General features: G+C 72.2%; 12 protein-coding genes. 7 read left to right on the forward strand and 5 right to left on the reverse strand.

Translation table 11 applies throughout. The features are described 5' to 3' along the window. Nucleotides 1-31: 31 nt before the first annotated feature. Nucleotides 32-532: an ATP-binding protein gene (locus ABEA26_RS04190; RefSeq protein WP_425587781.1), complete on the reverse strand. Its 501-nt coding sequence runs from the start codon at nt 530-532 to the stop codon at nt 32-34. A gap of 125 nt (nt 533-657) precedes the next feature. Here ABEA26_RS04190 and ABEA26_RS04195 point away from each other — a divergent pair, with 125 nt between their 5' ends. Next, nucleotides 658-1527, forward strand: coding sequence for a helix-turn-helix domain-containing protein (locus tag ABEA26_RS04195; RefSeq protein ID WP_345589318.1), 870 nt, complete (start codon nt 658-660; stop codon nt 1525-1527). Next, entirely contained in the window at nt 1524-1736 is a 213-nt protein-coding gene (locus ABEA26_RS04200; RefSeq protein ID WP_345589320.1) for a DUF397 domain-containing protein, read from the forward strand. Before ABEA26_RS04195 ends, ABEA26_RS04200 begins: the two co-directional genes overlap by 4 nt. Before the next feature lie 68 nt (nt 1737-1804). Here the strand turns inward: ABEA26_RS04200 and ABEA26_RS04205 are convergent, their stop codons facing one another. The 4 genes from ABEA26_RS04205 to ABEA26_RS04220 form a co-directional block, all read right to left on the reverse strand. Beyond that, nucleotides 1805-7513, reverse strand: a complete 5709-nt coding sequence (locus tag ABEA26_RS04205) for an Eco57I restriction-modification methylase domain-containing protein (RefSeq protein ID WP_345589322.1) — start codon at nt 7511-7513, stop codon at nt 1805-1807. 118 nt (nt 7514-7631) lie between these two features. Further along, nucleotides 7632-10850 carry an SNF2-related protein gene (locus tag ABEA26_RS04210; RefSeq protein ID WP_345589324.1) on the reverse strand — a complete coding sequence of 1073 codons (3219 nt, stop codon included), beginning with the start codon at nt 10848-10850 and terminating at the stop codon, nt 7632-7634. Nucleotides 10851-11109: 259 nt separating this feature from the next. Beyond that, entirely contained in the window at nt 11110-12528 is a 1419-nt protein-coding gene (locus tag ABEA26_RS04215; RefSeq protein WP_345589326.1) for a serine/threonine-protein kinase, read from the reverse strand. A 162-nt stretch (nt 12529-12690) separates the two neighbouring features. After that, a complete protein-coding gene (locus tag ABEA26_RS04220) occupies nt 12691-13194 on the reverse strand; it encodes a hypothetical protein (protein ID WP_345589327.1) in 504 nt (167 codons plus the stop codon). 318 nt (nt 13195-13512) lie between these two features. On the opposite strand from ABEA26_RS04220, the gene ABEA26_RS04225 reads away from it, so the two are divergent. From ABEA26_RS04225 to ABEA26_RS04245, 5 genes are all read left to right on the forward strand, one after another. Further along, a complete protein-coding gene (locus ABEA26_RS04225; protein ID WP_345589329.1) occupies nt 13513-14088 on the forward strand; it encodes a hypothetical protein in 576 nt (191 codons plus the stop codon). 94 nt (nt 14089-14182) lie between these two features. Next, the gene (locus ABEA26_RS04230; protein WP_345589330.1) at nt 14183-17995 is read left to right on the forward strand and encodes an AAA family ATPase; all 3813 of its coding nucleotides are present in this window, start codon (nt 14183-14185) and stop codon (nt 17993-17995) included. 124 nt (nt 17996-18119) lie between these two features. Further along, nucleotides 18120-21215 carry a GTPase gene (locus ABEA26_RS04235; protein ID WP_345589331.1) on the forward strand — a complete coding sequence of 1032 codons (3096 nt, stop codon included), beginning with the start codon at nt 18120-18122 and terminating at the stop codon, nt 21213-21215. After that, nucleotides 21205-22950 (forward strand): GTPase, encoded by a 1746-nt coding sequence (locus tag ABEA26_RS04240; protein ID WP_345589332.1) that lies wholly within the window; start codon nt 21205-21207, stop codon nt 22948-22950. Before ABEA26_RS04235 ends, ABEA26_RS04240 begins: the two co-directional genes overlap by 11 nt. A 311-nt stretch (nt 22951-23261) precedes the next feature. Beyond that, nucleotides 23262-24659, forward strand: a complete 1398-nt coding sequence (locus ABEA26_RS04245; protein WP_345589333.1) for an endonuclease domain-containing protein — start codon at nt 23262-23264, stop codon at nt 24657-24659. Nucleotides 24660-24943: the final 284 nt, after the last annotated feature.

A 24943-nucleotide genomic window follows, 5' to 3' on the forward strand; every position in this document is an offset into this window, starting at 1 on the left:
GACCCGCCGGACCCGACCGGCGTCCAGCCCGTCAGGAGGGGACCGGTGCCGCGTACTCCGCCCACACGGTCTTCCCCGGCGCCCCGCTCTCCCGGGGCCGCCATCCCGAGCGGGCGGCGAGCGCCGCCACGATCGCGAGTCCGCGCCCGGTGTCGTCCAGCGGCCGGACCGGACGGGTGACGGGCAGCCGCTCGCCGACGGTGTCGGTGACGGCGACGCGGAGGACGACGGGCCTCCCGGCGGGGGCGGGGTCAGGGGCGGGATGCGCGCCGAGGTCCAGCCGGAAGTCCCGGCCGGATACCCGCGCGTGCCGCACGGCGTTGGCGCACAGCTCGGCGACGATCAGCGTCACGTCGTCGTGCGCGGCCGTGCCGTACGCCCACCCCCACGCGTCCAGTCGCACCCCGGCCAGCCGCCGGGCGAGCCGGGCGCCGCGCGGGGTGCAGCTGAACCGCATCCCGAAGTGCCGGACGAGGGGGAGGGGTTCGGGGTCACCAGTGAGAGTGGTGCCAGGGGCGGTTTCCTTCGTCATGCGGACAGCATTCGACCGGTCGCGTAGCGTGACTAGTGGTGACGCGCTGACGCGGGCCGGTTGTACGCGGCCGTCGGCGACGTTGTCGGCGGGGCTGGGCGTACGGGACGGGCGGGTGAGGGCCGATGGAGCCGACGGAACTGGGCACGGACGTGGAGGGCACGGCGGAGGAGGCGGGCTCCCGGCCGGAGGACGATCCGGGTACGGGGGTGGTGGCCGCGTTCGGCCGCCAGCTGAAGCTGCTGAGAACGGCGGCGAGCATGGAGCGTACGGAACTGGGCGGCCGGCTGGGCTACTCCGCCTCCAGCATCGCCTCCTACGAACAGGGGCGCCGCATTCCGCCGCCCCGGTTCATCGAGCGGGCGGACGAGGCGCTGGGGGCCGGTGGGGTACTGAGGGCGCTGAAGGAGGAGGTGGCTCGGGCGCAGTATCCGGCGTTCTTCCGGGATGCGGCGAAGTTGGAGGCCGAGGCTGTCGAACTCCACATCTACGACACTCACGTGATCAACGGCCTTCTACAGACTGAGGATTACGCGCGAGCGGTGTTCCAGATGAGGCGTCCGCCCCTGGACGAGGACACGATCGAGCAACGGGTCGCAGCGCGCATGCTCCGCCAGGAGATCTTTGCGCGCAAGCCCCTGCCGACGCTCAGCTTCGTGATCGAGGCGTCTGTGGTCACGCGACCGATCGGCGGACGAGAGGTCACGCGCGGCCAGCTGGAGCAGCTTCTGTTGTACGCGCAGCATCGCAACGTCGAAATCCAGGTCATGCCTCACGACAGAGAGGAACATGGCGGTCTGGCGGGACCGTTCACCTTGATCGAGACGCGCGAGAGCCGCAGGATGGCCTACGTGGAGGTGCAGCGTCACAGCCGTCTTTACACCGATCGTGAGACGGTGAGGGAGATGGAAGTGCAGTACGGCATCCTGCGTGCGCAGGCACTACCGCCCCGTGAATCTCTGACGTTCATCGAGAAGCTGCTGGGAGAGACATGACCTACAGGATGGGCGAGCAGTCGCTGGGCCTTGCCTGGTTCAAGAGCAGTTACAGCAGCGGTGAGGGGGGCCAGTGCGTGGAAGTCGCGACCGCCCCCGGCACCGTCCACGTACGGGACTCCAAGCGACCGGCGGACGCGATCGTGACCGTCTCCCCGCAGGCGTGGGCCGGGCTGGTCACCCTGGCCGTCACGGACCTGAACGTGTGACTCACCGCACGACGTGAGCCCTGCCACCCGTCTCGGTGGCAGGGCTCCCGTCATGCGATGCCGGAGTTCTACTCCCCACTGCCTCCGGGCGGTTCGGTGTCGCCGGGCTCCCACCCGGCGGCCCGCATCCGGCGCGTGAACTCCGCGTGCGCGGCCTGCATTTCCTCCACTCGATTCGCCGGGTAAAGCGGCCCCTCGTACCCTTCGGGCACCTTGCCCTCGAACGGGAAGTCCTCATGCGAACTGAGCTGCTTCCACGCGTCCTTGGGCTGGCCGTAGCCGTGCTGCTGATGCGCCTTGGCGATCTTCCGCCCCGTGGCGTCGAACCACATGTTCTCCTCGTACTGCTGAAGCACGGGGAACCGGGCCCGGTACATCGCGACCAACTCCTCCGCACTGATGCCCAGCCACACGGCCACGAGCGCGTCGATCTCGACCAGGGCGGCACGCCGGTCGAACTCCGACCGGAGGGGCGTGTCACGCGTCCAGTCGGGACCAACGGCCACCGAGAGACCCGGTCGATCAGACGGCCACTCGTCCTTTGCCGCCCAGTCGTCGTTGGCCCAGGACGCCTCGTACAGCTTGGACCAGAGCCGTGCATAGGCGCTCGTCAGGGCGTTGAGGCGCAGGGTGCGGAGGAGGAGGGCATTGGTAAGGGGATGGCCGAGTGTGGGTGCGGGAAGTGTCTTCGCTTCTCCGATACGCAGGTCGTTACGGCCTGTAGCTCGTAGGTAGTAGTCGAGGGGAAGACTGGCCAGGAATCCGCTCAACAACACTGTCTTGAAGTCATCGTGCAGTGAGGCGCTATTCGCCAGATCGACGTGCACTGGACCGCTCGGAATGAGTGAGGCGAAGAGACTGCGCTCAGTGTTGGAGGGAATCTGCCGCCGCCACGCCACTCGGTAGAACTCCGAGTACGGCCGCTCCGCCACCGATTCCAGAAGTGACCTGACAGCCTGAGCGCATGCTGCCTCGTCCTCCGCCAGGTCGGGCCGACCTGCCAGCACCTCGGTCGCAGCCGCGTCCACAGCGGCCGGAGTGGCGAGAAGCTGCGCCAGCCGCTCGTGGTCGACCCAGCGATCCTGCGCCTTCAGGAACCGCGCCCTTGGCGTGGCCCGCCGGTAATTGGTACGCGGCACCGCATCCTCCGCAAGCCCCGCGACATCCCAGGGCTCCATCTGAAGCGAAGTCCGCGCACCCTCCACCGGTCGTTTCGCGAACGGCGTGGCGATGCCGAAGAACGGTCCCTGGAGGATCACGTCCTCCCAGTTCTCCGCAGGGCCGGAGTCCCAGGTGAAGTAGCCGGCCGTACGGTCGTTCTTCTCGTCGAAACCGCGACTGATGCGCGGCCCGAGCGCCCCGAGCCGGTGCGGCCACCTGGCCAGTGCCGAGATGGCCGACTCCTCGGACACCGTCACGGGAAACAGTAGCTTGGCTTCTTCAGCGGGCCCGTCCTTGTCACCCGTCAGTTTCTGCCAGTCGGTGAGCGTCGCCGTGTTCACGGTCACGATCCGTTTGAGGTGAGGCCGCATGTCCCAGGTCCCCTGGTGTTTGATACCAGGTGCCTCCCCTGAGCCGTCATGTCGAATGGATTCGGTGAGGACCAGAGGGTGGAAGAGCCAGCTGAGATGCTGGAAGCGGATGTCCTTCTCTGCCCCGTAAACGTTGACGCTGAAGTGCGTTGTATCGCTTACCGGCGGGGAGAAGAGCAGCTTGGCGTTGACGAAGTCGGCATGCATCCTCAGGTGCCGGTAGGCAGCCCGTCGCAGAGCCCCTTCCTTGGCTCCGGTGAAGTGTGTGGCCGGATGAATAAGCCCCGCCACACCACGCCCGCCCGTCGCTCTCCAGGACAGCAGCATGAAGGCCCGGTACAGATCCGGCTGCGTACCCACCAACTCGGGATGGGTGTCAGCCGAGGCCAGGAAACCGGATAGCCCCGCCGCCCCCGCCAGCTCCCCCAGAAACGCCGCCCGCGCATCCCCCCGCTCCAGCACCGCCGACTTCCGCTCGGCCCACGCCTCGTTGCCCGGCTTCTCCGCCAGCTCGAACCACGGCTCGAACTCGGCGAGGACCTCGCTCTCCTTCCACTCCTGCTTGACCCACGGCGGATTCCCCACCATCACGTCGAACCCGCCCTCCGCGAACACGTGGGCGAAGTCCAGCTCCCAGTGGAAGAACCCCCGGACCCGAGCGATCTGCACGGCCGTCCCGTGCCACGGGAACAGGTCGCCGAGGTCGAGGAAGGAGACCCAGGCCGACAGCCGGGTCATCCGCCCGTCGAGTTCCTGCTCGAAGGTGTCCAGGTCCCGCAGGCCGGTCACCTTCGGCATCTCGAAGAGCGAGGTCGCCCCCTTGGCCTTGGCCTCCGCCTCGGAGTCGGCGTCGACGCGGCCGACGAGGGCCTCGGCGAACTCGATCCAGTCGTCCAGAGACCGCAGGGCCACCCGGCGGTCACCGCCGCCCCGGGGGGCCTTCTTCAGGTCCCGGCCGTCACGGAAGTAGTCCGCTGCCGTGCCGTCCAGCAGGGCGACCTGCTCCAACGGCCAGAACCACAGCGCGCACCAGGCGTCCATGAGCTGCCGCAGCCGCCAGTACGGACTGCCGGGCGCGTGCAGGGCGGCGACGACCGCCGCACGGTCCATTACCGGCCTGGCGCCCGTCTCACCGGACGGCGCGTCCGCGCCCCACACCGGAACCCGCCGCGAGATCTCCCGCTCTGACAGCTCCAGGCGCAGCCGGACCAGGCCCCACAGGTACTCCACCCGCTCGGCCAGCGCCATCAGCCGGCTAGTCTGGGACCGCCCGCCCGGCCTTTCGCCGTCCTCACCGCCGGCGGTGGCCGTCCGGGCGGTCACCTGGGCCCGCGCCGCACGAGCCGCCCGAGCCGACGGCACGGAAGCGGCCGGGACGGCCCGCGCACCGGACCCCCCGGAACCCTCCGCGCCACCGGAACTCTCCGGCTCCCCGGAGTCGCCGAAGTCCAGCCCCGCCTGCTCCCAGATCTCCAGCCCCAGGTCGAGCGCCTCCTGCCCGGACCGCGCCTCGGACTTCGCGACCCGTTCCTGCGGCGTCGCCCGGACCACCTGCGCGGCAGCCGACGTACTCGCACCCGCACCCGCCCGCTTCGATGTCTTCGAGCCCTCCGGCGCCCGCCGGATGCGCGACCGCCACCGCTTCAGCGCCTCGATCCGCTCCGGCTCCAGCCACTGGGCGACCGCCCCCGCCACCACACTCACCGGCGTCTGGTCGGCCGCGTTCTTCTTCGGCTTGCGCACCGACACGGACTCGGCGACCGAGCCCCAGCCCAGCGCCGGCAGCAGGAACTGGTGCACCGACCGCCCCGGCAGCTTCTGCGGGAACGGCAGCACACGCGGCTGCTGCTGATCGCCGGCCTTCAGCCAGCCGCCCTCGCTCAGCCCCTTGCCCGGGTACACCTTCCGGGACGCGCCGACGAGCGAGTTGCCCCGGTGCAGGTGCAGCCCGTACCAAGGGGCCCGCATCCCGGGGTACATGGTGTTCAGCCACAGTGAGATCTCCGCCAGCTCCACCGCCGTACGGTTCAGGTCGACGCCGTAGGCGTTGTGCAGGGCGATGTACGCCTTCGCCTTCTGCAGCTCGCGCGGATACTCCTCCGCGTCGATCTGCTCGCCCCGCTCGTGCTGGGCCAGCCTCAGGTACAGCTCGGCGAGCTGGTTCACGGCCTCGTTGAGGAACGCGCCCGAGCCCAGGGCCGGTTCGCACACCCGCCAGCGCAGCACCTCGGCGGCCGTGACCCGGGACTTCTCCGGCTCACGGGGGTCGACCCGGCCCTTGTCGTCGAGCCGGAAACGCAGGGTCTGCTCCACCGTGGCCTCGGTGAGAGACTTCGGGGTGTAGTAGGAGGCGCTGGTCTGCCGCTCACGGCCGGCCAGCCGGTAGACGTACGAACCCACCGGGTGCACCACCGAGTCCGGCACGCCGGTCTCCGGATTGATGCCGTCCGCCTTGACGAAGACGCTGTCGCCCGGCGTGTCCGGATACAGTCCGGAACGCACCTGCGCCTGATTGATCAGCCAGCTCCCGCCCTCCGGGTCGCCGCCCTTGGCGACCTCGTACAGCGGCTCGGTGGCGACTAAACCCGAGTACGCCATCAGGCCCTCGTACACCGCGCCGAGCTGGTCGATGCTCAGGTTGGCGTAGCTGATGAAGCCTCCGCGTCCCTTGCTGCCCTTGCCCTCCACCAGGGTCAGATGGCGCAGCACCTGGTGGAGCACCTCGTTGCGCAGGCGCAGGTCCAGCGGGGTCGCCGGGGCGGGAGAGCCGTCGGGGCGCACCCGGTCCGGGTAGGGGACGCGGCGGCCGACCAGCCTTATCGACGCGGGGTCGAACAGGCGGGAGCGCAGGGCCTCCACGCGGACGTCGTCGTGGCCGTCGTCGTCGGCCAGCGCCGGCGCCTCCTCGGCGAGGACGGAGGCAGAGGCACGGTCGGTGACGGTCCCGGCCAGCGGATGGCCGTGGTAGACCCGGTCGAAGAGCAGGGCGAGCGACTCGTGGAAATGGTGGCCCCGGCGTGAGGCGCTGCCCAGCTTGTCCGGCACGGCCAGCTCGCGCAGCCGGGCCACGCTGTAACCAGTGGCGTACGCCTCCGACTTCACCGGCAGGATGTTCAGCTCCGGCCGGGCCTCCGCGTACAACAGGAACAGGATCCGGTACAGATAGCGCAGCGACTCCTCGGTGAGCAGGCGCGGCAGGTCGCCCGGCTCGCGCAGCTCGTCGGGCAGCCACTCGGGCAGGTCCTCGGGGTGCACGCCGTGCTCGTTACGGGCCCGTTCCAGGACCTCGTTGGCGATGAGCTGCACCGACTTCTGCAGACCGACGCGGAGTTCGGCGGTGACCCCCACCGAGTGGTCCCGGGAGGCGGCGATCAGGCGGGCGATGCCGTCGTCCGCGCCGCCCTCGCCGGGCCGCAGAGAATCGGCCGCGAAGACCGCCGCGATCAGGTCGATCTCGTTCGCGCGCGCACCCTTGGCGGCCTTGCGGGGCAGCGCGGTGTCCAGCCGTACCGCCAGGTAGCGGCCCCGGGAGAAGGCGTGCCGGTCGGCGAGGACCACCACGCCGCCGAAGAGCAGCAGCGCGTAGCGGGGCGCGTTCTCGGCGTTGAGCAGCCAGGACGCCAGCTCGCGGACGGTGGTGAGGGTCTTCGACGCGGACACCCGCACCGGCACCGGCAACAGGTTCGCGGTGCCGTCGCCCCGGGTGGCGTCCAGATCCTCCGCGAACCCGCCCGTCAGGACGACGATCCCGGGCTCGTGATGGGCGACGGGGGCGGCGACGGGCCCGGTCGGGGTACGGACGGTGAAGTGACCGGGGGAAGGGGCGAAGCCGAGGGCGGACAGGAGTCGGCGGTGCCAGCCGTCCAGCGCCGCGCGCCATTCGTCCTCTACATCCGGTACGTACGGGTCGTCCGGGTCGTCCGTGGCGGGCACCGCGGGCTGGAAGGCCGGAGGATCGGCGTCGGGGCCGACCGCTCGCAGTACCTCGGTCGCCGCGAGCTGCGCGGCCATGTCGGGCGCGTACGGCAGCCGGTTGTACTTGTCCGCCTCCGGGCCGAGCACGGCCCGTACGTCCATGTACGGACGGGTCAGGTCGCGCAGCGCCTGTCGGGGCGTGGTCGCACCCTGCCGCTCCAGCGCCGCCCACTCCTTCAGCGGACCGCTCGCCAGCTCCTTGGGCAGGATGTCGTCCAGATAGAACGAGGGGAAGTACTCGTTCTCGTTGATCAGGGAGTCGAACGTCATGCCTGCGGCTCCTGCCGACTGCTCGGAACGGGGAGGGACGGGGGTGGTGGCGACACCACCGGGGCGGGGAGGGGGACGCGGCCGTGAGGGGGACCGGCGCGGCGGAGGGCGGGGCCGGTCATGAGCCGGCCTCCAGCACGGCCAGCACCCGGACCATGGGCTCGCCGGCCGTCTGCGACCGGGCGGCGATCCGGGCCAGCCGGTCCGCCGCCTCCCGCTGCTTGGGCTTGCCGCCCTCGAAGCCCGGCAGCGTCTGCTGCCGCCACTCGCCGATCCCGCGTTCGAGGTCACGCAGCGGGGCGTCCACCCGCTCCTCCGCCACCTCCCTGACCCGTTGCATCGCCCGCCGGGTCTCCTCCACGGCGAGCCGCACCAGTGGCTGGAGCGTCGTCGCGGCGTCGGAGGGTGTCCAGTGGTCCGGCATCCCGGGGCTCACCCCGAGTGCCGCGAGCAGGTCGGGGGTCAGCTCGCGGACGCGGGGCGTGGCGGAACCGAGCCGGTCGATCGCCAGCCAGGCCACGGCGGTGGGGCGGCCCTCCGCGTTGGACCACACCCCCTGGGTCAGGAACACCGGGTCCGGTGCCTTGTCCGGCCCCACCTGGAGCACCAGGGCCTGCTGACGTCCGTACTCCATCAGCACCTTGTCGGTGATCCACTCCACCACCGGGTGCAACTCGCCCACGTAGTGCGCGTCCGGCCACAGCGACGTCGAACCGGCGTCCTCCCGGGCCCGCCGCAGCGAGTCCGCGGCGTCCTCCCGGCTGAAGGTGAGGTTAATCCGTCGTGTGATGCCCTGATCACGGACGTAACCGGGCGGCAGGACGTCGAAACGGTCGGCCAGGTCCCGCGGCGGCTCGAAGCTCAGGTCGGTGCCCGCGACGGTGAGCCCGGCGCGCAGCCCGCCGAGGTCCGGCAGCTCGGCGAGACCGGCCAGGACGAACTCCCGCCGGTTGCGCTCGGGGGATCCGGAGAAGAAACGCAGCTCCTCGACCATGGGGATCGTGGGGGTGTCCGAGGCGGGGGCCTCCGACGAGCCCGCGTTCGAGCCCGAGCCCGCCCTCGTACCGTCGCCGTCCTCCTTCATCCCCTCCCCGGCCGCCGCAGGGGCGAAGTCCCCGAAGTCGTCCAGGTCGATGTCCAGGTCCAGGTCAAGGTCCAGGTCGGAGGCGGAGCCGAAGGCGCTTCCGTCCTGCGTACCGTCCTCGGCCACCGTCGCGGCGACGTGGGCCGGACCGTCGACGGGCGCGAGACCGGTGCCGAACTCGCTCATCGTCAACCGCTCGACGGGAAGCGCGGCGGCGTCCGTACCCGGTGTCCCGTCACCCGCACCCGGCGCGAACGCCTCCACGGAGACCGCCTCCAGGTCCGCCACGGCCTCCTCGGACGTGGCCCGGCCCAGCAGCGCCTCCATGACCCTGCGCTCCTCGTGGGCCCCGTCGTTCTCCCGGGTGACGGCCTCCACCGCCCCCAGCACCTCGTGCACCCTGGCCTCGCGGGCCAGCACCTTCTCCGCGACGGTCCGGTCGTCGAGCGCCCCCTCGACCTCGCTGGTGAGCAGCAGGGCGCGGAACTCGGGCCGGCAGGTCTGGCCGTAGCGGTCGATACGGCCGTTGCGCTGCTCGACCCGGATCAGGCTCCACGGCAGGTCCCAGTGGATCAGGTGGTGGCACTGGCGGTGCAGGTTGACGCCCTCGGAGGCGCCGTCGCCGGTGAGCAGCACCCGGATGTCCCCGCCCGCGCGGGCGAACTCGTCGACGTAGCCCATCTGGACCGTGTCGGAGACCCCGCTGTGCATCACCTTGACGGCCGCCTCGCCGTCCTTCGGGTCCGTCCAGCCCAGCAGCGGCGGCAGCACCGTGCCGAGCCAGTTGAGGGTCTCGCGGCGCTCGGAGAACACGACGGCGCGGGCCGCGCGGCCCGGCCCCACCCTCACCTCGTCGCGCAGCTCGGCGACGAGTCCGGCGAGCTTGGCCGTGGCGCCCGTACCGTCCGCCGCCGTCCGCTCGATGCGCCGGGCCAGCTCGGTGAGCCGCAGCAGGGACGACACCTCGCGCGTCGCCGGGGACTCCGGCGGACCCGCGGGGGAGGGGTCCGTCACCTGCTTGTGGCCCTCGGGAAGCGCGTGCCCCAGGGTGGCGAGCTTCTCGCGGGCCGTCGCGAACAGCGCCCGGTGCGAGGAGAGGAACGACTTCAGCAGCACGTACGGGAACAGGCGCTCGTCGCCCCGGGTACCGGACCGGCCGGCCCCGGGGTCGGCCAGCCACACCGCCGCCAGCTCGGCGAAGACCTTTTCCTCCAGCTCGCTCGCCCTCACCCGCAGGGGGCGGGACTCACCGCGCGGTGCCCACTTGTTCTCCAGCACCCGTGCGACCTCGTCGCTCACCTTGGTCCGCCGCACCATCAGGTGGTGCAACTCCTCGGCCCTGGGACGGGCGGCATCCCGCACCGCCATCGGGTCCAGCAGCCGGACCAGGCCGGTGAAGGCCCGCATGTCCCCGTTGTGCGGAGTGGCGCTCGCCAGCACCAGCGCGTCGGCCCGGTGGGCCAGCACCTCGGCGAGCTCCCGGCGGTCGCTGCGGTTGAGCAGGTTGTGCGACTCGTCCATCACCACGGCGTCCCATTCGACGTCCCGCAGCCAGGGCCCGTAGCGCTTCTGGTTCTTCAGGGTGTCCATCGACACGATGACGCGCTTGTAGTACGTGAACGGGTTGCGCCCCACCGGGATCTTCCGCTCGATCCGCGAGATGCCCGCACTGTCCAGCCGGACCAGGGGCAGGGAGAACCGCGTCCACATCTCGTGCTGGAACTGCTCCAGCACGGGAGCCGGTGTCACCACCAGGATGCGCTCACCACGGCCGCGCCGGATCAGCTCGCCGAGCAGGATCCCGATCTCCAGGGTCTTGCCGAGGCCCACGACGTCGCCGATCAGCAGCCGCGGCTGGAAACGGTTGGCCAGGGCCTTCACCGCGGGCCGCAGCTGGTAGTCCAGGCGGTCCAGCAGGAACCCCTCGGCCAGCGCGAGACCCTGCTCGCTCTGCGGGAGCGGCAGCCTGCGCCGCACCGCTTCGAGGAACAGTCGGCCGACCCGGTACCCGTCGGACCTGTCGACCTCCAGCCTGGTGTCCTCCGGCAGCAGAACCCGCGGCATGCCGTCGAGTGCGGTCAGGAACCGCGCGGCGTGCCCGCGGACCAGCTCCGAGGCGCCGATCGCGTCGATCGCGTACTCGCCCGCCCGCAGCTCGTTGCTGCTGCGCACCAGCCATTCCTCGTCCCGGACCTCGATCAGCGTCCCGGCCGGGGGCGCGCCGGAGGGAAGACCGGAGGCGGTCTCGGACATGACGGACGTTCCTTTCGACGGAGGCCGCGGGGCGACACCCGGGTCGCGGGCACGGTCTCGGTGTGAGTGTTCCTTTGTACCGTTCGCCGCCCGTCGGCCGGGCGGGCACCCCGGAATCGGTCACGGCGGCGGGGACGCCGTGCATGGAGGTGGAGCCGGTGCCGTCACGTGCCCCGCACGGCGGGACCGGCGTGACTGGCGTGACCGAGCCGTCGACGCCGGGGACACCGGCCCCCGGTGCTGCCGGTGGGTACCCCGCTCACAGACGTCCGCTGTGCGCGTACGCACGGCGCAGGGACTCCGCCGCCTTGAGCGCGGCCGGCGGCGGACCGGCCGCCACCGGCTTCGCCGGCACCGGGGGCGGCGCGGGCTTCGGCGGGGCAAGACGGTAGCTGGTGACCTTGGCGGGGTCCCCGGCGGAAGCCCCGCCTCCCGGTGTCCGCCCCGCCTCCTCGTCCACGACGGTCGGTACGTACCCGGCGGGAGGAGCGTCGTCGGGCGCGGGCGCGGGCGCGGGCGCAGGGGCAGGGGCGTCGGCGAGGTCGGCCGCCGCCGGAAGCTCCTCCGCCGCGTCCTCGTCGGCCAGGAACTCGGCGAACAGGTCGTCGGCGTCGGCGGGCGCCCACGGCGCGTCCGGACGGTCGCCCTCGTCCACGGCCCGCTGGGCGGCCGGCCGCACCTCGGGGTCGGGCCCGTCGCCGAGCGCGCCGGGAGGAAGGACCGGCACGAGCCCGGACGAGTCGACCAGGGCCCGGAGCTGTCCGGCGGCGTCCTGCGGGGTGAGGCCGTGCTGGGCGAGCAGTTGCACCAGACCCTGCTCGATCTCACCGAGCAGCGGCCGCTGGACCGCGACGTGCACCAGCATCCGGGACAGCAGCGGCACGAAGGGCGACGGCACCCGCTCCCAGCCGGGCTCCACCGGAATGGGTCCGTGCGGGAAGGCCACCCGGCCCGTCGCGGCGTAGTAGAGCACCGCGCCGAGAGAGTAGACGTCGGCCGGCTCCTGGACGTGCTTGGCGTCGGTCGCCTGCTCCAGGGACATGTAGGCCGGAGTCCCGAAGCCCGTACCGGTCTTCGTCAGGGCCTCGGCGCTGTCGCGCTCCGTCAGCACCGCCAGGCCGAAGTCGAGCACCACCGGGCCGTCCGGGCCGATCGCGATGTTGCCCGGTTTGAGGTCCCGGTGCAGCAGCTTCACCTCGTGGATGGCGCGCAGAGCCTCGACGAGGGCCAGCCCGGCCGCCGCGTACGGGCCGACCTCCAGAGGACCGCGGGCGTGCACGAGGTGGTGGAGCGTCGGGCCGTGCACGTAGTCCATGGCCAGCCAGGGCCGTGCCGCGTCGGCGTCCGACGCCAGGAGGGACGGCACCCGGGCGCTGACGACGGTCCGCATCGTCTCTATCTCCTGCCCGAAGCGGGCACGCGCCTGCTGCTCGGAGTGCTCACTGCCGTCCGTCAGCTTGTCCGGCTTGATCACTTTGACCGCGGCGAGCACAGGACCGCCGTCCGGCCGCTGGTCGACGTCCGTCAGGTGATAGGCCGCCTCCAGCTCCGGCGGGAGGTCCTCCAGCCGGATCCTGCGCGCCAGATAGGTCCTGCCCATGCCTCCCTGACCGAGGACGGCGAGCAGCTCGAACGGGCCCAGCACAGCCGGGTCCCTCTCCATGTCCAACGCCTGCATGCCGCTCCGCGTCCCCCGCCCTCGTCCTTGGATCAGATCCGGCCGGCGGCAGAGGAACGGCTCGGGAGCCCGTACGGTTCCCGGACGGCCGCGTCGCGCCGGCCACGCACACAGCGTGTCGATCAGTGTACGGACGTAGTAGCCATGATCGGCCCGTTCCGGTCAGGTTCCGTCATGCCACTCGCTCCCGCGCGTGTAGCCGGCGAGGTGTTCCGATCGCGGTCCGAGCAGCGGCCGCAGCTCGCGGGTGAGGAGACGCGCGTCCGCCGGCGGAAGGGGGAGCGAGGCCCGCCGCATCCGTACGCTCCAGGAGCGCGCCTCCGGGAAGACCTCCAGCCGCGGGACCAGGTCGGCGAGCACGACACCGTCGCGCACCGGCGCCAGCCCTTCGACCCGCAGGGCACACCCCGAGGTGAAGCGCCGCTCGCCGAAGACGACCGGTTCCGTGAGCGTCTCGACGGGCGAGGTGACGACGGCCAGCCCCATGACCCGGCCGCGGTCACGGGTCGGATTCCGGTAGCAGCCCCGCGTCGTGTAGAGGAGGGCCTGGTCGCCCTCGGCGGGCAGCCCGCTCACGGCCCGGCCGGCCGGAAAGGCCATCCGCTGGGTCCCCAGGACCCATGCCAGCGGTTCACGGTCACTGATGATCACCAGATGAGTCGCCATACCCTCGTCCCCGCACCGTACGGCCGGCCCCGTGCCGCACCTCGTCGAGCCGCACCCGCCGACGGCACACCACCCTAACCGTGTCACGCTTCGTCACCGTGTCACGCTTCGTCGACGGGATCATCACTTCCCCCGCCAACTCCCTGCATCAGGTGCTATATCCGATGCAGGACGAACGGATGTGGTCACCGGCCGCTCCGTCCCGAAGGCGGGGGCCCAGGGCGCTGCGACATCACACACTCCGAGTGTCGACAGCCCTTGCACGTCCTCAGGTCCGCGATGTCCCCAGGTCCTCGGTTCCGCACAGGAGAAGGCACTTTGACCGTACTCGGCTCCACCCTCACCCTGAAACACGCCCGCGACTACGTCCCCAAGCAGGGCGCCACGACCTCCGGCGCCCAGGACGCGGGGTTCGCCACCGAATGGCACCTCGAGGCCGCCGGCCGTCCACGGCTGACGATCCACGACACCCGGTGGGACGGCGGCGAACGGGACGTGGTCCTGCAGCAGGGCGCGCTGTTACCGGAGATGCCGGCCGGACTGGCCAACCTGCACGGCCGGCACCGGGCCGGGATCACCGAGGTGTCCACGGAGCGCCGATGGATCACGGCCTTCCTCTCCCTGCCCCAGCCGGACGGGCGGCCGAAGTACAAGCGCGCCCTGACCACGGCGCAGCTGGCGCAGGGCTGCGGGGCGCCGCTCCTGTGCCGGCTGGTGGCCCGCCCCGGAGTGTCGCTCAGCCCGTCCTTCGATCCGGCCGACCCGCAGGACACCGAGCGGTTCCAGCACGCGATCGTGTTCGAGGACGAGGACCGGGAGACTCCCGTCGTCGCCTACGTGCTCACCCGCCTCATGCCGACGCTGAGGCAGACCGGCTGGACGGGCGACACGTGACGGCGACCCGGACCGGCGGCGGCCACCCGGCACGACCGCACGCGGAGAGCTCCGCCACCCGAAACCGTACGAACCCGGCCGACAGGACACCAGCATGAGCGGCGTGAAACATCTGTCGATGAGGATCCCGTGGCGGGACCGTCCCTGGGACCAGTTCCTCTGCGACGACCCGAAGGGCAACTCCTCGTGCATCCTGCTCGCGGCGATCGGCAAGGGCCGCGACGACGAGTTCGAGGCGGAACACGCGGGCGCCCCCGTCGCCAGCCTGGACCACGACCGGCTGCCGTGCCTGAGCGAGCGGGCCACCTTCATGTCGCCCGTCGGATACACCGTCGTCAAGGAGCACCCCTACAGTTACAACCAGGCGCTGGGCGGCAGTCTGCTCCCCACGTCCCTCAGCGTTCCCGGGTACGCGTTCGAGGCCATCCCCTTCCGCTGGCTGAACCGCGCCTCCCTGAACGACGAGATCGGCCACGCCAGGGTGCCCGCCTTCGAACAGTTCGCCGAGGACCACACCGACCGCGTCCTGAACTCCCGTGCCAATTGGGTGATGGACGGTGGCAACCAACAGGCGGTCATCGAGGCCTTCTTCGAGCCGGTCGCGCCACGCGACAGCCTGGTGTTCGTCTACCTCAAGCACTCCCCGCTCCAGGAGCAGCGCACCGACCGCCTGCTGGTGGGCGCCGCACACGTCACGGCCCTGACCCGGCCGCCGATGTGGAACCAGGCCGGGAAACCGCCGTTCGACTCCTCCATGTGGGAGACGATCGTGCAGCACTCCCTGCGCCCCGGCATGACGGAGGGCATCCTGCTGCCCTACCAGGAGCTCATGCCGCTCCTGGACGGGGGCACCGACATCGACAGGGCACTGGCCTGGGCGCCCGAGGGCCGTGACGTCGAGTTCTCCTACGTCACGGAACACCTCTCCGACGACGCCGCCATCGAGTCCCTGGCCTCGCTGCGGTCGGCGGCCAAGGGCATGCGCGAACTCGGCCTCGACGTCCCCGAGTCCGCCACGACCTGGCTGACCGAGCAGACCGAACGGCTCTGGCAGCTGCGCGGTCCGGTCCCCGGCCTGCCCGGCGTCCTCGCCCTCATCGGAGTCCAGCAGCCCTACGTCGCCGCGCGAGCGGTGCTCACGGAGGCCGGCGAGGCCACCGACCCGTGGGACCTGCTGCACGGCGTCTTCGCCGATCCCGCGCGCGCCCCGCGGGCACTGCGGGCCCATGTCGGCCCCATCCAGGCACGGGTCTGGAACAGGATCCCGGCCGAGCGTCAGGCGGTTCTGCGCCTGCTGTCCGGGTTCGACATCGGCCCGGACCAGGTGCGCATGCTGCTCGAAGGCGACACCGAGGTCGAGCTGAGCACCGAGGAACTCCTGGATAACCCGTACTACGCCGCGACCTGCACGTACGGCCAACCCCTCCACGTCCCGTTCACCGCCGTCGACCGCGCGGTGTTCCCCCCGGCGCACGTCACCTGGCGGCCGCCCGTCCCGGACGAGGCGGGCCTCGACGACCCCCTGGACCGCCGACGGGTCGAAGCACTCCTCACCGAGGTGCTGGAACGGCAGTGCGACCAGGGAGACACCCTGATCCCCGTCGGCGAGGCCCTGGAGCACATCCGGCTCATGGCACCCACGGGACTGCCGGCCCTGACCCACGACCTCCTCACCGGGCTCGACCTGCACCACGACGGGGTCGTCGACTGCCCGGGCTGGTCGCCGCTGACCGCCGTCCGCCTCGCCGACGGCACGCCCGCCTACAAGCTGGCCCGGCTGGAGGAGACGGCGGACGTCGTCCGGGACTGGGTGGCGGCGCAGCAGGCACGCCCGCCGCTGGGCGGCATCGATGACGCCCGCGCCGTACTCGACGCCGTACTCGACCGGGACAGTGACCGGGACGGCGCAGGGGACGCCGTGCACGCCGCCGAGCTGGAGGAGCGGGCCCGCGCGGAGAAGGCCGCGGGTCTCGCCGCCCTGCACGACGCACGCCTGTCCGTCCTGGTCGGACCGGCGGGCACCGGCAAGACGACGCTGCTGCGGGCCCTCGTCGACTACCCCGGCGTGGCCGCAGGGGACGTCCTGCTCCTCGCCCCCACGGGCAAGGCGAAGGTGCAGCTGGAGACCAAGGTCGGGCGGCCGGCGAAGACCCTCGCCTCCCACCTGAGCGCCACCGGCCGCTACGACGCCGAGAGCGGCCGGTACCTGGTGTGGGGCGAGGCCCGCGCACGGCGCGGCTACGGCCTTGTAGTGATCGACGAGGCGTCCATGCTGACGGAGGAGATGCTCGCCGCGGCGCTGGACTCGTTCACCGGCGTCAAACGGCTGATCCTGGTGGGCGACCCCCGCCAACTGCCCCCGATCGGAGCCGGACGGCCGTTCGTCGACCTGGTCGACAGACTGCGCCCGGACGACTTCCCGACCGCGGTGCGGGTCGCCGCCGGATACGTCGAGTTGCAGGTGCCCCGGCGCCAGTTGCCGGACGGCAGCCAGGGCACCCGCCACGACCTCGAACTCGCCGCCTGGTTCGGCGGGGGCACGCGCGGCGCCGGCGACGAGGCAATCTGGGACGAACTGGCGGCCAACCCCGACCTTCCCACGCTCCAGTACATCCCCTGGGGCGGGCGCACGGCCGTGCAGGCCCTCACGGACGCCCTCGGCCAGGTCCTCCGTCTCGGTGACGCGGAGGATCCCGTACGGGCGTTCGCCCTCACCTACGGCGGCAGCGTCAACGGCGACTACCTCAACTGGCAGCGCGGCGCCGGTATCCGCGCGGAGGCGTGGCAGATCCTCTCGCCCACCCGGTCCCGTGCCTTCGGGACGGTCGAGCTGAACCGCCACATCAAACGCGTGTACCGGGCCGGCGACACCGAGTGGGCGAAAAAGTACCGGCGTGCGAACATCCCCTTCCCGATCGGGCCCGAAGAGATCGTGCGCGGCGACAAGGTCATGCAGACGACCAACACACGCATGAAGGCGTGGCCGCGCGAGAACGCGATGGACTACGTCGCCAACGGGGAGATCGGTGTCGCCCTCGCCTGGCCCACGCCCGCCGCCAAACGGAAGAAGCACACCCTGAAGCTGGGTGTGGAGTTCTCCTCCCAGCCCGGCCACGAATACAGCTACCGGCCGTCGGACAAGGACGACGCCCCACTGGAGCTGGCCTGGGCCGTCACCGTGCACAAGTCGCAGGGCTCCGAATTCGGCACGACGTTCCTGGTCCTGCCCGCCAGGGCCAACCTGCCCAGGGAACTCCTGTACACGGCGCTGACCCGGCAGAAGGACAGAGTCGTCATCCTCCACGAGGGCACCCTGGCGGACCTGCGCGCCTTCGCCCACCCGAGCAACTCCGAGACCGCCCGCCGGCTGACCGACCTCTTCGAGGCACCACAGCCGTTCGCCCTCGACGTACGGGGGCAGACCCGACGCTTCGACCGCAGACGGATGCACGTGTCCACTGACGGAACGCCCATGGCCTCCAAGAACGAGGTCATCATCGCGGGTCTCCTCGACCGCCTGGCGCCGGGGCGATGGCTCTACGAGGAGCCGCTCACCGGCGCCGACGGCCGCGTCGTCCGCCCCGACTTCACCGTGGCAGCGGAGGACGGCCGCACGGTCTTCTGGGAACACGCCGGCATGCTCGATCTCCCCGACTACGCGCGCAAGTGGGAGCTCAAGAAGGAGTGGTACGCGAGGAACGGCATCGAGCCGTGGGACAAGGGCGGGGGCCCTGTCGGCACCCTGATGTGGACCGACGACCTCGACGGTGCGAACGCCCGGGCCTGGCTCGCGCTCGCCTCCCAGGTCCTGGACGCGGAGCCCGCGGACTCCGGGTCCGCGACCGCGACCGGGACGGGTCCGGCGAGGAGGGCCAAGAAGACCGCCGCCCGGCGGAGAAGGCCGTGACCGAGCCGCAGGCCGCCGCCCGGTGGCGTGCGCGTACGGTCCCCACGAAGGACGAGGGACCGCGCGAGGCGCGGGCGAGCGTGGCGAAGCGCGGAAGGGGAACGACGGGACGGTGAACGGCGTCATGCTGAATGACGGTGCGGCGTACGACAGAACAGTGCACGACAGGGCAGTGAAGGGTGGGACGGGCCTCAGGGCCGAGGCGCTGGCCCTCCTGCTCGAACCGCTGGGCGTGGACGCCGTCGCGGGCCCGGCCGCACTCCAGCGCTTCGCCGAGGACGTCGCCGCGGTCGCCCGGGCGCGGGGATACCCGGACCTGCCGGCGTCCGGGAGCACTCTCCCACCGGTGTCCGAGGCGGTGGCGGCCTGCGCCGAGGGCCACGAACTGATCCGCCTGACGACGGCCCGGGGACGGACCCCGGCGCCACACGGGGACGGGTACCTCGGGGAGCTGAGACGGCTCGACGGGCTGCGGAGCCGTCTGCCGGCCCTGGAAGGCGTGCCGGTGGAGGCGCTCCGGGCGGACGCCGCGGCCTTGGCAGCGGCGGAAGCGGCACTGCCCGACGTCCTGGAGCCGTACCGTCGCGCGGAGAGTGAGTGGCCCGAGGGGGTCTGGCCCTCGATCCGCGAGATCGACGTCGAGTCCGCGACGGCCGAACTGAGCGTGCCACGGGGCGGCCGACGGGCGGCCGGGGCACGCGAGCTGGTGCTGGCGCACGGTGCCGCCACACTCCGGGAGCTGCGCAACCGGGAACTGGTGCCACTCCTGGAGAGGGTGCGCGACCTGCTCGTGGCGGAGGAGGCGTACGAGGCGCTCCTGTCGCGACGGCCGCGGTGGTGGCGCTGGCTCGCGCCTGACGCGCGCGCCGGATTCGGCGCGGAGCGGTGTGACGCCCTGCGCTGGGCCCTCGAGGCCCGGGACACCGGCGCCGTCTCCGCGAGCGCGCTGGAGATCCTCGCGGACGCCGACGTGCGGGCAGTGCTCGGGCGCGGGCCCGCCACGGGGTCGGCGAGCCCGGCCGCCGATCCGACCGCTCCTGCCTCGGGTCCGGCAGCGCCCGGCCCGGAGCGGGCCGCGTCCGCCCCGGCTTCGGCAGCGCGGATCGCGGAAGGGCTCCTGGCGTCCGCCTCCCGGACCGGCATCGACGAGCTGCGTGCCTTCGAGTCCTGGTACACGAAGAACCTCGCGTCCTTCGACCGCGTCGCCGCGGCCATGGACCTGTGGCGGACCGAACCGGCTCTCCGCGAGGCCCTCGCGCCCCTGGTCGACCGGCTCGCGTCGTCGTCTGGCGCGGTGGACCCGAGCAGGCCGGCCTACCGCGACATCCTGGCCGTCCTGCGGGCCGCGACGGAGATCGAGACCGAGGGTGCCGCGTCGCCGACGCCGTACTCCCCGTACGCCGTCGAGAGCCGGAGACTCGTGGCGGTGATGCGCCGCGTCGGAGCACTCGAACGCGCACTGCGCGACGCCGTACGGGGCGTGCCCGCCCCCGGAGGCAGGCTGCGGGTCGCCGTCGCCGGACGGACCAAGTCCGGGAAGACCACGCTCCGCAAGGCCCTGATCCGCGACGCGGACCGGGACGGTATCGGGCGAGGAGCACACCGGACCACGCGGGAGACCACCGCGTTCCGGGTCGGCTCCGTGACGTACCTCGACACGCCGGGCGTCGCGGCCAAGGACGACGACCACGACGCCACGCGCGCCTGGGCCGCCTGCGACGATGCCGACGCGGTCATATGGAACTACGCCGACACCTTGCACGACGAGGAGGCCGCCGAGCTGCTGCGGCTGCTCCGTTCGGGGAAACCGCTGCTCGTCGTCGTCAACGTGAAGAGCCGGGTCGTCGAAACGCACCGCCTGAAACGCTTCGCCGACGACCCGGACAGGGAGTTCGAGCAAGTCACGGGGCACACCGCGCGGATCGAGCAGGTCTGCCGAGCGGCCGGTTCCGCCCCACCCCGCATCCTCCCCGTCCATTCCGGAGCCGCCCACGAGGCGCTCTCCACGCCGGACCGTGAACTGGGCGACCGGGCCCTGTCGGCCAGCCGGCTGCCCCAGCTGGAGCGATCCCTCACCCGGCTGCTGGCCGAACGTGCGCTTCCGCTGCGCGCCGTTCGGCTGGCCGACGGGGTCCGGGCACCGGTCGCCGCCCTCCATGACCGGCTCGCCCGTGAACTCCGGGGGCTGCGTCGCGCGCTCGACGCGCTCGAACGTGCGACGGACGGCGACCGGACCGCGTTGCCGACGGCCTTCCGGACGGCGGGCCGGGACACGCGCGACCGGCTCGAAGTCGCACGGCACCGCGCCGGCGAACGGTTGTCGGACGTGGTCGGGGGCCTGGGCGGCGCGGACGCCACGCGCACGTGGAACGACTTCCTCACCGGCCTGGAACTGGAGGAAATCCTCTCCGGCCTCGCCGACGCGTGCGGGCGGGAGGCGCTGGAACGGGGCGTCCTCCTGCGTACGTCGGCGGACACCCCGGATCACGCGGACGCCGCGCGACCGCGGATACGGCCGCGTCCCGACCTCAAGACGCAGGCCGCGACCCTCGGCACGGCGGCGGTCAAGGGGGCGGCGACGGCCCTCCTGGGAGCCGTGGCCGCCAAGGGGATCCCCAAGTCCGCCCTTCCCCCTCCCGCGACGGCGGTGGTCCACGCGGCGGGGGCCCTGGCCGGAGCGGCGAAGGCGGTGAGCGGCGAGATCCTCCGGGTACAGCGGGCGCAGGACCGGTGGGCGGGCGCGAGTACGACCGAGGCCGCGACCCGCCTCGACGAGCTGTTCGACGAGCTGACGGCGTGGTCGGACCGGTTCACGGAGACGGTGACGGCCCAGACCGAGGCCCGGTTCGAAGCGCGATCCGCGGACGTCGCCGCCGTCCGGGAGAGATGCGAGCGACTCGACCGGCTGCGACCCGCTCTGCGGTCCGCACTCGACGGGACTGATCTCGTCCTGGCACGGCGCCTCCTGGCCCTCGCGGGCGGTGACCCGGCCGCCGTCCGCCGGGCACGCCGGATGCCCGGAGCCGAACTCCGGCTCTGGGCCGACCCCTCCCGCACCGACGACGTGCGGGCGCGCCTGCGCGACCGCTGTGTGGACGTACTCACCGAGCGGATCGAGGTCCGCCCGGACGCCATGGACGAAAAGAGCGCGATGTCGCATGACGACCGGTATGCGAGGGACGAGTGGGATGAGAGGGATGAAGGGTCACATGACGACTGACACGGCACCGGTCGACACCTCCGGGATCGAGGACCGTCCGAGCGCGCGGGTGCTCGCGCTGAGCGCCCGGGCCGAGGACGTCCTGTACGCCCACCCGCGCACCCGCTCGCTGGTCGCGGATCTGCCCCGCGCGGACACGAGCCCGCTGCGCATCGCCCTGCTGGGCCCGTACAGCGCGGGCAAGTCCACGCTCGTCGCCGCTCTGCTCCGGCTCCCCGCGGCCGACGTCGGCGCACTCGTCGACGCGGCTCCCAAGACGCACGAGGCGACGCCGTACGAGTGGGACGGAGCGACCCTCGTCGACCTGCCCGGGACCCTGTCGGGCGACGACGAACACTCCGAAACGGCCCGGCGCGGTGTACGCGGCGCGGACGCGCTCATGATCGTGACGACGAGCGAACTTCCCGGCGAGGCGGAGACCGGGGCGATTCTGGAGGCGCTCGGCCCCGACGGGTTCGCCGACCGGAGTGTGGTCGTCGTCAACAAGATGAACGCGGAGAACAGCGACCGCGACGTCGTCCTCGGCGAGATCCGGGCACGGCTCGGACCCTTCGCCGACCGTGTCCCGGTCGTCCCGACCGACGCACGCGACTACGTCGACGCCCTCAACGACCCTTCCCTGTCGGCCGCCGACCGCTCGGCGCTCGTCACCGACAGCGGAATCGACGCCCTGACGGCCGAACTGCGGCGCGTCGTGGCGCCCGGCGTCGAGGGTGTCCGCCCCGGGGCCCAGGCGTTCGAACTCCTGCGGGTGCTGGCGGATGCCGAGCGGCGGTGGGAACTGGACGGTGAGGAACTCGGCGCCGCGCGGACCGCGCGGAAGGCCGCGGAAGTGATCGCCGCCGCCCGGGAACTTGTGCTGAGCGCCCTGGACAGGGAGGGTGGCGTCGTCGCCGACCGGGTCACTACGGCCGGTGACAGGGCCGCCGCCGAGGTCTCGGACAAGGACGGCACCGTCCCGGACCGCGTCGTCCGTGCCGTGCGGGACGAACTGGAGGCCGCGAGGGGAGACTTCGACGCGAAGTTCCTCTCGTCGGTGCGGACGGCGTTCGACGTGCTGGTCGGCGAGTACGGAACCGGTCTGCCGGAGCCCGGTCCCTGGGTGAACGACGTCGAAGCCCCGGGGACGACGCCCGCCGCGTCGCCGAAGGAGGCTTCCCCGTTGGCACAGGCGGGCAAGAAGGCAGCCACGAAGGGCCTGAAGACGGGCGCCGGAAAGGCGGGGGAGTGGCTCGGGAAGGTCAAGGACGGCGGTCACGGGCCGGGCAGCGCGGCAGCCGCCGTCGTGGACAAGCTGAGCAAGTACGGGGTGGGACAGAAGATTCTCGACGCCGGCGGCAAAGTCACCGACGGGGCGGGGAAGTTCAAACCGTGGGGCAAGACCAAGGCGGCCGGAAAGGTGGCCGGTGCGGCGGGCAAGGCGCAGTGGGCGCTGGCGGTCATGGGGCCGCTGACGGACCTGGCGGGCGTGGCGCGGGAGCAGGGCGAGTGGATGGCGGTCAAGAAGCAGCGCCAGAAGATCAGGGATCACTTCGCCGAGCAGGCGAGCGCACAGCGGGAGGTCCTCACCGACGCCGGTACGCGGTACCTGAGCGCATGGATCGCCCTGGTGGAGCAGTCGCTCGGCGGCCTCACGGAGCGGGGGGCGAGGATCGACACCGAGCGTGAGGCCGCGCTGAGGGCGATCGGGGAACTCCGCGAGGAGGCCGTGCGGCTTGCCGGGCAGGCGCTGTGACCGACCGGACGGACCGGCGGGCCGAAGAACCGGGGCCGGAGCGCGGTGAGAGCGTCGGGCCGCGGGACTGCGAGGAGGCGGTGAGGGTGTGCGGCCGGGGTGCCACTCGTAGCGCCCCGGTGACGGGACTTGCGCCGCTCCACTGCTGCTCGGCGCTGGCCACCGGCTCCCGTCATGTCACCGGCGTGGCGCCGCCCCAGGTCCGCTCGCCCGGCGGACGGGCCGACACGAGGCGGCTCCGCCGCGGCCGGCCAGGAGGCCGTGTCCCGCCCGGGCCGGTCGGCCCACAGGTGTCTCGATAGCCTGTCGGTATGACGGAGCGCGTCGTGAACTCCCGTGTGAAGGGTCTGGTCACTCCGGAGGACGCGGACGCACTGTGGGCCGTTCTGACGGCCGGCGCTACCGTGCCGACGGTTGCCGGGCCGTTCACCCACCGGCCTTTCCCCGCCCGGCCGGGGTACGTCCTCGTCGGGTGCCGTGTCGTCACGGCGGTTCAGGCGGGCGGGCACCGGTGGCGTGTTTCTGAGGCCCAGGTGCGCGAGGCGGCGGCGGAGTTGAACGCCGTGCGGATGGACCGGCGGGACCTGGTCCGTGTCGGACCCTTCCGCGCGTCGCGGGGGCACGCGCACGACGACGAGAGCCGAATGACGCACTGGCGGCGACGCGTCGCGGACGAGCTGAGGGAACCGGCCGGTCCCGGACACACGGCGGGCCGACCGACCCACCTGGCGGCAATCGACTGGCGGCGGGTGCTGGTGGAGCGTGGCCGTGACGGGATCAGGACCTGGTGGCTGCCGCGCGCGGTGGTGCGATTGCTCGACGCGGCCGAGCACGCCGAGACGCGGTGGCTGCGGGCCACGGCGATCGGTGAAGGCGACGTGAACCGGGGATCGGCCACGACCGCCTCTTCGCCCACGGTCCGGCAAGACGTGGGAGCCGACGGCGGGCCGGCGTCGCGCTTCGCGGGTACCGCGGCGCCGTCGGACTCCGCGGAGCGAGGCGTGTCACCACCCTCCGAGGAGGCCACGGCTTCGCCCCGCCCGTACGGGAAAGAGCTCGAAGGCCGCCAGTACTCCGTGCTCGGCAGAGAGCCGGGCATCACGGGGAGGGTGGCCGGGTGGCTCTGCGCCGTGTGCCTCCGCGTGCCCGCAGCGGTCCTCGACCACTGCCACGAGCACGGCTACGTCCGCGCCCCCGTCTGCCAGTCCTGCAACACGCGAGAACGTCCCGACCACCTCTACGCCACCGACGTCCGTGTCACGGACCGCTGCCTCCGCCTCTTCCACACCGACGCCGACACATGGCTTCGCCACTGGCACCGCTGTACCGGCTGTCGCGCGCGCACCGTCCTGCCGCTGCCGCACCTCGCCGCGTGGACGGCCTTCAGCGCCTGCCGGTCCCTGCGCCCGACCCACCGGACTCCGGGCGGACGGAAACCCTGCGGAGCCCTGCGCGTGTCCTGGACGGGCAGTCAGAACACGCCGCGAGCCTGTCTGCTCACCGTCATGGTCGACTTCTGTCCCTCCGGCGAGCACCGGACCCTGGCCCAGGTCCCCTACCGGGAGGCCGTCCGGTTGTTCAGCGACTGGCTGGCCGAGACGGCCCCCACCGTGGCGGCCGCGGCCGGCCCCGACCGGGTGGACGGCCTCCCACCCCAGCCCCGCCCGGTCGTCGCGGACACCAGCGGCGAGGGCCTGGCACTGTTCTGAGGCGGTGTGCCGAGTACGGGACGCCGTTACATCCGGCGCGTCACCGCACGGCGGTGACGGTGCAGCACGGCCGACGTCCCGGCCGTTGCCGGGCTCGGAAGAAGATCCGAGGGCCCTGGCCTTCCCCACAGGCTCTTCCACACCCGCCACTGCGCGGACGCACTGACAGAAAGGAATCCGACTCGCGATTCCACAGGTCGGAGGCTCGTCGGCACACTTCCAAGAAGTGCCCCAACAGGATGCAATCGACACACAGCTTTGAGGCGTCTGATACCCGCGACTAC

Origin of the sequence: Streptomyces marokkonensis, assembly GCF_039539045.1 — a bacterium.
Lineage (GTDB): Bacteria > Actinomycetota > Actinomycetes > Streptomycetales > Streptomycetaceae > Streptomyces > Streptomyces marokkonensis.